Genomic DNA, 9,772 nt, shown 5'->3' with positions numbered 1-9,772 from the left:
GGGCCCGGCGGCCGGGCTGGTGGGGGTGGCCTCCCACGGCCTCTATGGTTTGCTTACCTGGTGGTTGTACCGTTTTACCGGTAATCCATGGATGGCGGTGGCCGGAGCCTGCCTGGTACACGTGGCCTGGAACCGCCTGGTATATCACCTGTCTGCCCGGTGCTGAAAGGGCCGGGTTTGTGTTCTTCCATGGTAATTGTTCAGTAAAACCGCCACCATCGACACAATGGCGGGGTCGCTAAACATTTACCGTCCATGCGTCGGGCGGGCTTGAAAGGACGTTTTGATGGTGAGGATAATTTATATCTGTGAGTGCTGTGATCTGGTGGTCGGGGAGGAAGAGCTGGGGCCGGGTGCAGCCAATAACGGTACGGGCCTTGCCTTGACGCGGGAAGGTCGGCAGGATATAATGGATAACGGGTTATATTATTTGCCCTGCCTGTGCGATGACTGCCGGGAGACATTATACGGGCCTTCCGGAACAATTTTTTACCCGGGAACGCCCCTGCTGCACTGACGTATTTTGGACACGGCCCGCAGTTTCATTATTTATTGCACTAAAGAAGATTGTCCGGATGCCCCGGGCAACCTTACACCAGCCCGGGCCGGGAAATGTGTCTACACCGGTCTCCGGCAAAAACAAAAAAGTATCCGGGCCGGTTTGTGCTTTCCGGAACGTGAATTTTCATACATATACGGCATGAACAGGGCTTTAGCCGTGCTAAAGCTCTTTTTGTGATGCCCTTTTACACCATAAAGCGGGTCTATGCTGTCCGGCCCTGATTTAATGGACAACCGGATTGCCCGGGGCCAAAAGACCCGCCGGCCAGAGGGGATTGGGTTGATGCGCGGATTGCTGGAACCGTTGCGGCAGAGCGCCGAATTTCAAAACCTGTACCGGGAAGCCAGAAAATCGCCGTCACAACAACTGGTTTTCGGCCTGTCCGGTGCCCAGCGCAGCCTGGTCTGCGCCGGGATAATCCAGGACCTGGGCGGCCCGGCTTTGATCATCACGGCCGGCGACGGGGAAGCCTCCACCATGGTGGAGGACCTGTCCGCCCTGCTGCCGGGCGTTCCGGTCTATCATTTCCCCGTATGGCAGCTTTTGCCATACCAGGTCCTGGCCCACGGGAAGGAAGCCCTGGCCCGGCGGCTGAAGGTGCTGGAGGCCCTTTCCCGGGGCGAACCTGCCGTGGTGGTGGCCCCGGTGGAGGCGATCCTGCGCCGCCTGTCCCCCCCTGATGTATTTAAGCAATCCATCATTGATCTTTCCCTGGGACAGGTCCTGGAGCCGGGGGAGTTGCTGCGGCGGCTGGTGGCCCTGGGCTATGAACGGGTGGAAATGGTGGAAGGGCCGGGACAGGTGGCCTTAAGGGGAGGCATTCTGGATGTTTTCCCCCTGACCCTGGAGAACCCGGTGCGCATAGAGTTCTTTGATGACGAGGTGGATTCCATCCGTTTTTTTGACCCCGACTCCCAGCGTTCCTTTGATCAGGGTAAAGAAATTACCTTAACCCCCGCCCAGGAACTGGTGATCACCGAGGAGAGCCGCATCCGGGCCCTGGACGTGCTGGAAACGGAATATCAACTGCAATTAAAGAAAATTACCAAAAATGCCACCCTGGAAGTGCGCCACCGGCTGGTGGAGTTTGTGGAGGGCGTAAAGGAGCAAATGACCGCCGGTGTTTACGCCCCGGGACTGGAGCAGTTTGTGCCCTATTTCCACCGGGATGCCTTTACCCTGCTGGATTATTTGCCCGGCGGCGCCTTGACGGTGGTGGACGAACCCCTGCGCCTGCGGGAACTGGCGGAGAGCCTGTTTAAAGAAAGGGGAGAGGTCTACAGCGAACTGCTGGCCGCCGGGCGCCTTTTGCCGGGGCAGTTTCAAGGCTATGTGGAATGGCGGCACGTGGAACAGGAGGTGGCCCGCCGCAATACCCTTTACCTTTCCTTCCTGCCCCGCCAGCCCCAGCACCTGCATCCCCGCCAGATAGTCAACTTTTCCACCCGGGGGATGCATGCCTTCCTGGGACGTATGGACGTGCTGGCCGACGAACTGCGCCAATGGCGCAAAGCGGGCTATGCCGTGGTTCTTCTGGTGAGCAGCGAGGACCGGGCCCGGCGGCTGCAGGACGAATTGCGGGACGCCGGGGTGGAAACCTTTATCACCGGTTCCCTGGACAGGATTATTCCCCCGGGCCATATTGCCATTGGCACCGGCCGCCTTTCCGGCGGTTTTGAGCTGGTTTCCACCCGCCTGGCGGTGATTACCGAAAGGGATATTTACGGGCAGCAGTGGAGAAGGGCCCGGCGCTCCCGTCCCCGCACCGGCGACCGCCTGGAGCCCTTCACCGATTTAAAAGCGGGCGATTACGTGGTGCATGTGAACCACGGCATCGGCCGCTATCTGGGTATGGTTTCCCTGAACATCGGCGGCGTGCAAAAGGATTACCTGTTGATCAAATATGCCGGGGAAGATAAGCTTTACGTGCCCACCGACCAGGTGGGCCTGATCCAGAAATACCTGGGCGCCGAGGCCGAAGCCCCCCGCCTGTCCCGCCTGGGCGGCGGCGAGTGGTCCCGGGTGAAGGGGCGGGTCAAAGAAGCGGTGCGGGAAATGGCCCATGAGCTTCTGGCCCTGTATGCCGCCCGCCAGGCCCTGCCCGGCCACGCCTTTGCCCCGGACACCCCGTGGCAGCGGGAGTTTGAAGAGGCCTTCCCCTACCAGGAGACACCGGACCAGCTGCGGGCCATCCAGGAGGTAAAGGCGGACATGGAGCGCCCCCGGCCCATGGACCGGCTGCTGTGCGGCGATGTGGGCTACGGCAAGACGGAGGTGGCCTTGAGGGCCGCCTTCAAAGCGGTCATGGAGGGCAAGCAGGTGGCCGTGCTGGTGCCTACCACCATCCTGGCCCAGCAGCACTATAACACCTTCCGGGAGCGCTTTGCCGGCTACCCGGTGACCATCGAGGTTTTAAGCCGCTTCCGCACCCAGAAGGAGCAGCGCCAGGTCCTGGCCGGCCTGGCTTCCGGCCAGGTGGACATAGTTATCGGCACCCACCGCCTGGTGCAGGAAGATGTGTTCTTCAAAGATCTGGGCCTGCTGGTGGTGGACGAGGAGCAGCGCTTCGGCGTTTCCCACAAGGAAAAATTAAAACGCTTAAAGCAGGACGTGGATGTGCTCACCCTGACGGCCACCCCCATCCCCCGCACGCTGCACATGTCCCTGGTGGGGGTGCGGGATACCAGCCTGCTGGAAACCCCGCCGGAAAACCGTTTCCCGGTGCAGACCTACGTGCTGGAGGAGGACCCGGTGCTCATCCGGGAGGCCATCCGGCGGGAAATGGGCCGGGGCGGCCAGGTCTATTTCGTGCACAACCGGATCATGGACCTGGACCGGGTGGCCACCTGGCTGCAGTCCCTGGTGCCGGAGGCACGCATCGCCGTGGCCCACGGGCAGATGAAGGAAGAGGAGCTGGAGCAGATCATGCTGGACTTTGTGGACGGTGCCTACGATGTGCTGGTCTGCACCACCATCATTGAAAACGGCCTGGACATCCCCAATGTTAATACATTGATAGTTAAGGATGCCAACAATATGGGCCTGGCCCAGCTCTACCAGCTGCGGGGCCGGGTGGGCCGCTCCAACCGCCTGGCCTACGCCTACTTCACCTTCCGCCGGGACCGCATATTAAACGAAATGGCGGAAAAAAGGCTGGCGGCCATCCGGGAGTTTACCGAATTCGGCTCAGGGTACAAGATTGCCATGCGGGACCTGGAAATACGGGGGGCGGGCAACTTGCTGGGGGCGGAACAGCACGGCCATATCGCCGCCGTGGGCTTTGACCTGTACTGCCGCCTCCTGGAGGAAGCGGTGCGGGAACTGAAAGGGGAGGCGCCGGAAAAGGTGGTGGAAACCTCCATCGAGCTGCCGGTGGAAGCCTACATTCCCGATACCTATGTCCGCGACGGCAACCAGAAGGTGGATCTCTACCGCCGCCTGGCCGCGGTGCGCAGGGAAGAGCAGGTGCTGGATCTGGAGGACGAACTGGTGGACCGCTATGGTGATCCCCCCGCACCGGTACGCACACTGCTTTCCGTGGCCCGCCTGCGGGCGCTGGCCAGTTCCCTGGGCATAAAGTCCATCTCCACCCAGCCGGGGGCCTTCCGGCTGCTGTTCGCCCCCGGGCACAGTCTGACCGGCGAAGCACTGGTGCAGATCGGCAAAATACACGCCAGCCGGGTGAAATTCACCAGCAGCGGGGAGGAATTTGAAATCCGCCTGAAAACCCGCAACACACCCGACAGCCCCCTGGACTACCTGGGCGGCCTGGAAAACTTCCTGCGGGATCTGGAGGAGGCCAGTAAAATGCCCGCGGCTTGAACCCTTTTATAAACAATGGCAAAGAGTTTGGCTTTTTACCGCTGCGCTTAAAAGAAGTGCTATAATATTCGTAATGGTTATTAAGTGGCGCCGGTGTGCTCCAGGATTTTTACCTGGCCGGCGGTACGGCCCTGGCTCTGCATCTGGGACACCGCCTTTCCTAGAAGGATCTGGATACCCCTTTTCCCGGCAGGAAATGCTCTTTAAATGCGGAAAATTAATTAAATAAGCTGTTTTCAAAACCTTGCGCCGGGAGAAGGGAAAAAATGGCTTTCTACCACCGCCTGCGCTATCAGGTCATGCTGCTGACCATCGTCCTGGCCGTGGTTCCCCTGCTGGCGGCCAGCTACTTTATGATCCGCCAGGCTTCCCGGGGGATTTTACAGGAAAAGGAATGGTGGCTTTTTGGGGTGGCCCGGGAGCTGGATGCGGCCCTGCCGGCCGGTTTTGATGAATTGCTGGCCCGGGAGGGGCTCGCCGCGGCGGACCGGCAGGCCAAAATCCGGGCATTAAACCGGGCCCTGGCGGGAATCACCGATGAGGTGGCGGCGGCCTATCCCGGGGTGGGGGTGGGCTACTATTCCCTGGATCTGGATGCCATTATCACTTACGGCCCCAGCAGCCAGTACCAGGATAAGGTGGGGCTGTCCATCGGCCCCGACCATGAGGGAAGAAGGGTCATGGCCACCGGTGAGCCCCGGGTGCAGATTGCCAACCTGGTCCGGGGGGACATTGTCAACGCCATGATCCCCATTGAAAGGGACGGCCGGGTCACCGGCTACATCTGGGCCAATGTTTTTACCGCCGACGTGCGCAACCAGGTGGCGTTGATGCTGCGGCCCTTTTATATCGTGCTGTTGCTGGCCCTGCTGGTGGCGGTTGGCGGGGCGGTGGTGCTGTCGGGGAATGTGGCCCGCAAGGTGGAAATGATCAAAGAAGGGCTGGTGCGCCTGGAAAGGGAGCCGTCCTTCCGTTTCACCCCTTTGTCCGGGGAAGTGGGGGAGATAGCCGGGGCCATCAACCGGATGGTGGATACCCGCCAGGCGCTGCAGGAGCAGGTGAGCCGCATGGAAAGGCTGGCGGCGGTGGGAGAACTGGCGGCCGGCCTGGCCCATGAAATCCGCAACCCCCTGACCGGCATCAGCGGTTTTGCCCAGTGCCTGGCCCGGGCACTGCCTCCCGGTGAAGAACTGCACCAGCAGGCGGAAATTATTGTCAATGAAGTAATCCGCATTGAAAGTATTATTCAAGAGTTGCTTAATTTTGCCCGACCCCGGGACGGAAGGGTGCTGCCCGTGGATATCAACCAGCTGGTTGAAGAAACGGTGGTCCTTATTTCACCCCGGGTGCAGAGGGCGGGGGTGGAAATAAAACTGTCCCTGGCGCCTGATTTGCCTGAGATATACGGGGACAGCCAGCAGTTGAAACAGGTCTTTTTAAACCTGTGCCTCAATGCCGTCCAGGCCATGGAAAGGGGCGGCCGGTTGACCATCACCACCCGCCGGGAGGGCAGCCACGTGCAGGCCATCTTTGCCGATACCGGCTGCGGGATTGATCCCGGACAGGTGGAAAAAATCTTTGACCCCTTTTTTACCACCCGGGTGAAGGGTACCGGCCTGGGCCTGCCCGTATCCCAGCGGATAGTGGAAAAACACGGGGGGAACATCCGGGTGGAATCCCGCCCGGGGGAGGGGAGCGCATTTACCGTTTTTTTACCCCTGGACTTTAACCGGCCGGGCATTTAAAACGGGTGCAAATATTTGCCGGACGGAGGTGCCATTGATGATGTCCCTGCCGTGCCAGCCCCATATTTTAGTGGCCGATGACGAGGCCAGTATCCGCCGCCTGCTGCAAACGGTCCTGGAGGCCAGGGGCTACCGGGTGACGGTGGTGGAGGACGGCCTGCAGGCCGCTGCCTGCCTGGAGAGGGAAAAGGTGGACGTGGCCATCCTGGATATCCGCATGCCCGGGGAAAACGGCCTGGATTTGTTCCGGCGGATGAAGCCGGACTGCCAGGAAACGGCCTTTATCCTGATCACTGCCTACGGCACCGTGCGCACGGCCATTGAAGCCATGAAGGCCGGGGCCTTCGACTACGTGACCAAACCCTTTCTGGTGGACGAAGTGGAAGTGATGGTGGAGCGGGCGCTGGAAGTGGGCCGGCTGACCCGGGAGCTGGACCGGTTGAAAAGGAAGGTGGACGGGCAGCCGGGGGAACAGCTGATCGGCCAGAGCCCGGCCATGCAGAAGGTGTTCAAGGTTGTCGGTCGGGTGGCCCCCGCCGACGCCGCGGTGCTCATCCAGGGGGAGAGCGGCACGGGCAAGGAGATTGTGGCCGGATTGCTGCACCATTACAGCCTGCGCCGGGAGGGGCCCCTGATCAAGGTGAACTGTGCCGCCCTGCCCGAAGGTTTGCTGGAAAGCGAATTGTTTGGTTATGAAAGGGGCGCTTTTACCGGAGCCGCCCGGTCCAAGCCCGGGAAGCTGGAAATGGCCCATATGGGCACGGTTTTTCTGGACGAGGTGGGGGACCTGCCCCTTTCCCTGCAGGCCAAGTTATTGCGTGTACTGCAGGAAAAGGAGATTGACCGGCTGGGCGGTGTGCGCACCATACCCGTGGACATCCGGGTGGTGGCGGCCACCAACCGCAACCTGATGGAGGCGGTGCACAGCGGGCAGTTCCGGGAAGATCTCTTTTACCGCCTGAACGTGGTAAACATTATACTGCCCCCCCTGCGGGACAGGGCGGGGGACATACCCCTGCTGGCCGAGTTCTTTGTGCAGAAATATGCCGCCCGGATGAATAAGGGGACGTTGCTGCTGGCGCCGGAGACCCTGGCCCTGCTGGAAAGCCATCACTGGCCGGGCAATGTCCGGGAACTGGAAAATACCATTGAGCGGGCGGTGATCCTGGCTTCCGGCCCCGTCATCCGTCCCGAACACCTGCCCGATGAATTCCTGGAATACATGGAAGGAAGGGAAGGCGGGCCGGGTGGGGGAAGAATCAGGACATCCGGAACGGGCGGGGAACGGGGCAATGCCGCCGCCGGGCGAACCGTGCATCATACGGATGAAGCGGCCGGCCGGGCCGCCTGCGATTCCCCCTGTTTCCGGGAAGGCCCCCTGCCCACATTGAGACAGGCCATCCAGCAGGTGGAGCGCCAGCTTATCGCCGAGGCCCTGCGCCGCACCGGGGGCAACAAATCCCGCACCGCCCGCATCCTGGATATCAGCCGCCGGGCGCTGCAGTACAAAATGGAAGCCTACGGGCTGGAAAAGTGTTCCGGTTAAGGAATTTGACCTTGCCCCGGCGGACAGGAATCCCTGATCTACCCATACCTGTTCGACCCAAAGGACCGGCAACTTACGATCAACGACTGCCCAGGTAGCTACAAAGGGAGCAAAAGTGGCTAAAAAGTAGCCACTTTTGCTCCCTTTTTGGTTATGCGAACATATCGCCGGTCATTACCCCTGAAGGCAAAAGGCCACAAACAGCAGGTCATGTCAAAAAAATCATAATATTTTTGGATGGCACAATTATTGCTCTTTTTTTTGGGGTACCCGGGGAAGGGGGGTGATTTGCGAGCGGGTCATCCGGTGGTTCCAATCCGGCGGCATTGCCCGCAAACCGTATATGGTGGTCCGGGTAAATCCGCTCCGCCGGGAGAGGCACATGAAGCAACATTGAGCATCTTTTGAAAGGGGGATTTTTATGTCTGTCGGTCCGCTGCCGGCTTCCCGGACCCAGCCGCGGGGATTTACCCGCTGGTTGACGGGTATGGCCGAACGCTATGTGCCCGATTCCTATGTAATTGTCTTAATCCTTACTTTTGTCACTTTTATCCTGGGTTTGCTCTTTACCGGTTCCGGTCCGGTGGATTTAGTGGTTGACTGGGGCAAGGGGTTCTGGGTGCTGCTGGAATTTGCCATGCAGATGACCCTGATCGTGGTTACCGGTTACGCCCTGGCCACCACTCCCTTCGTCAACCGGGTGCTGGTGCGCATGGCCACCGTTCCCCGCACCGCTTCCGGTGTGTACATTTACGCCGTGGTGATTACTTTCCTGGCCTATTATATCAACTGGGGATTCGGGCTGATTTTCAGCGCCCTGTTTGCCCGGGAACTGGCCCGCCAGGCCAGCAGGAACGGTATTAAAGCAGACTATAAACTGATTGTGGCGGCAGCCTATGCCACCTTCATCATCTGGCATGTGGGCCTTTCCGGTTCGGTGCCCCTGCTGGTGGCCACCAGCAACCATTTCATGGTGAAGGAAATGGGGGTTATTCCCGTTTCCCAGACCCTGTTCGTACCCTATACCATCATCACCATGCTTTTGGTGGTGCTGGTTACTGTATTTCTTTTCTGGAAGGTGCTCCCACCAAAAGAAAATCAGGTTGTCACCATGGAAGAGGTTGACCCGGAAGCCATGCAGGAGCAAAATGTGGTGGAAGCGGCCCGGGGCACCGGCCCGGTTACCCCGGCGGATCGTTTGATGTATTCGGGGGTTTTGTCCTATATCATGGCGGCCATGTTCCTGGTCTACCTGGTCTATCATTTCTTTGTAGCCAAAAAGTCTCTGGATATCAACCTGGTCAACTTTATCTTCCTCATGCTGATCATCCTCCTGCACCGTTCCCCGGCCAACCTGATCCGGGCGATGCAGAAAGCCACGCCGGCGGCCTGGGGCATCATTTTGCAGTTCCCCTTTTATGCCGGTATTTTCGGCATGATGAAGTTCTCCGGTCTGGTGGAAGTTTTTGCCCGGTGGATCTTGAGCGTAACCACCGCCCAGACCTTCCCGGCCTTTGTGGCCGTACTCTCGGCCATTATGGGTTATTTCATCCCCTCCGGCGGATCCAAGTGGGCCGTGGAAGCCCCCTATATCATTGCCGCCGGCGCGCAGCTGGGGGTGCCTCACGCCAAAACGGTGATCGCCTATGCCTTTGGCAATGACTGGATCAACCTGATCCAGCCCTTCTGGGCGCTGCCCTTTCTGACCGTGGTCAAGCTGAATTTCCGGGAAATAGTGGGCTATACCACCCTGGTTTTTGTGGTTACCGGAGTGGTGATTCTTTTAGGACTCACTTTCGTTCCCTTTTAAGCCGGTAATGCGGGGCTTGTTTCGCTCATCCGACGTAGTGTGTCTTTATTTCGCAAATAACTGCGTTATTACATCATTGATTCTGCTATTAAGGATTTGCCTGTTTTAACGCTAAACCTGACTGGACGGCAGGATTATTTTGCGCCAATAACGAATATTCAAAATCAGGGGAATAGTACGGCATTCTTGGGCCCCGTCCCGGACCGCCCGGGGGGACGGGGCCTGCCGTACGGAAAATCTTAACGTATGGTGAAGGGGGCAAACGGGAATGAAAAAACCTCTGTGGG

5 protein-coding genes are annotated in these 9,772 nt (G+C 59.4%); all 5 read left to right on the top strand.

Annotated elements, in window-relative coordinates; genetic code table 11:
- Positions 1-286: 286 nt before the first annotated feature.
- The 5 genes from GFC01_RS17180 (at position 287) to GFC01_RS17160 (ending at position 9,485) form a co-directional block, all read left to right on the top strand.
- The gene (locus GFC01_RS17180; protein ID WP_152948377.1) at positions 287-517 is read left to right on the top strand and encodes a hypothetical protein; all 231 of its coding nucleotides are present in this window, start codon (positions 287-289) and stop codon (positions 515-517) included.
- A gap of 327 nt (positions 518-844) precedes the next feature.
- Complete coding sequence (mfd, locus tag GFC01_RS17175; RefSeq protein ID WP_152948376.1) at positions 845-4,384, top strand: transcription-repair coupling factor; 3,540 nt, start codon at positions 845-847, stop codon at positions 4,382-4,384.
- A gap of 266 nt (positions 4,385-4,650) precedes the next feature.
- On the top strand, positions 4,651-6,129 hold the full coding sequence (locus GFC01_RS17170; protein WP_152948375.1) for an ATP-binding protein: 1,479 nt from the start codon (positions 4,651-4,653) through the stop codon (positions 6,127-6,129).
- Between the two features lie 37 nt (positions 6,130-6,166).
- Positions 6,167-7,675, top strand: coding sequence for a sigma-54-dependent transcriptional regulator (locus GFC01_RS17165; protein ID WP_207707642.1), 1,509 nt, complete (start codon positions 6,167-6,169; stop codon positions 7,673-7,675).
- Between the two features lie 421 nt (positions 7,676-8,096).
- On the top strand, positions 8,097-9,485 hold the full coding sequence (locus GFC01_RS17160; RefSeq protein ID WP_152948374.1) for a short-chain fatty acid transporter: 1,389 nt from the start codon (positions 8,097-8,099) through the stop codon (positions 9,483-9,485).
- Positions 9,486-9,772: the final 287 nt, after the last annotated feature.

Origin of the sequence: Desulfofundulus thermobenzoicus (genome assembly GCF_009428905.1) — a bacterium.
Taxonomy (GTDB): Bacteria; Bacillota; Desulfotomaculia; order Desulfotomaculales; family Desulfovirgulaceae; genus Desulfofundulus_A; species Desulfofundulus_A thermobenzoicus.
This window is presented reverse-complemented; position numbering and strand designations above follow the sequence as displayed.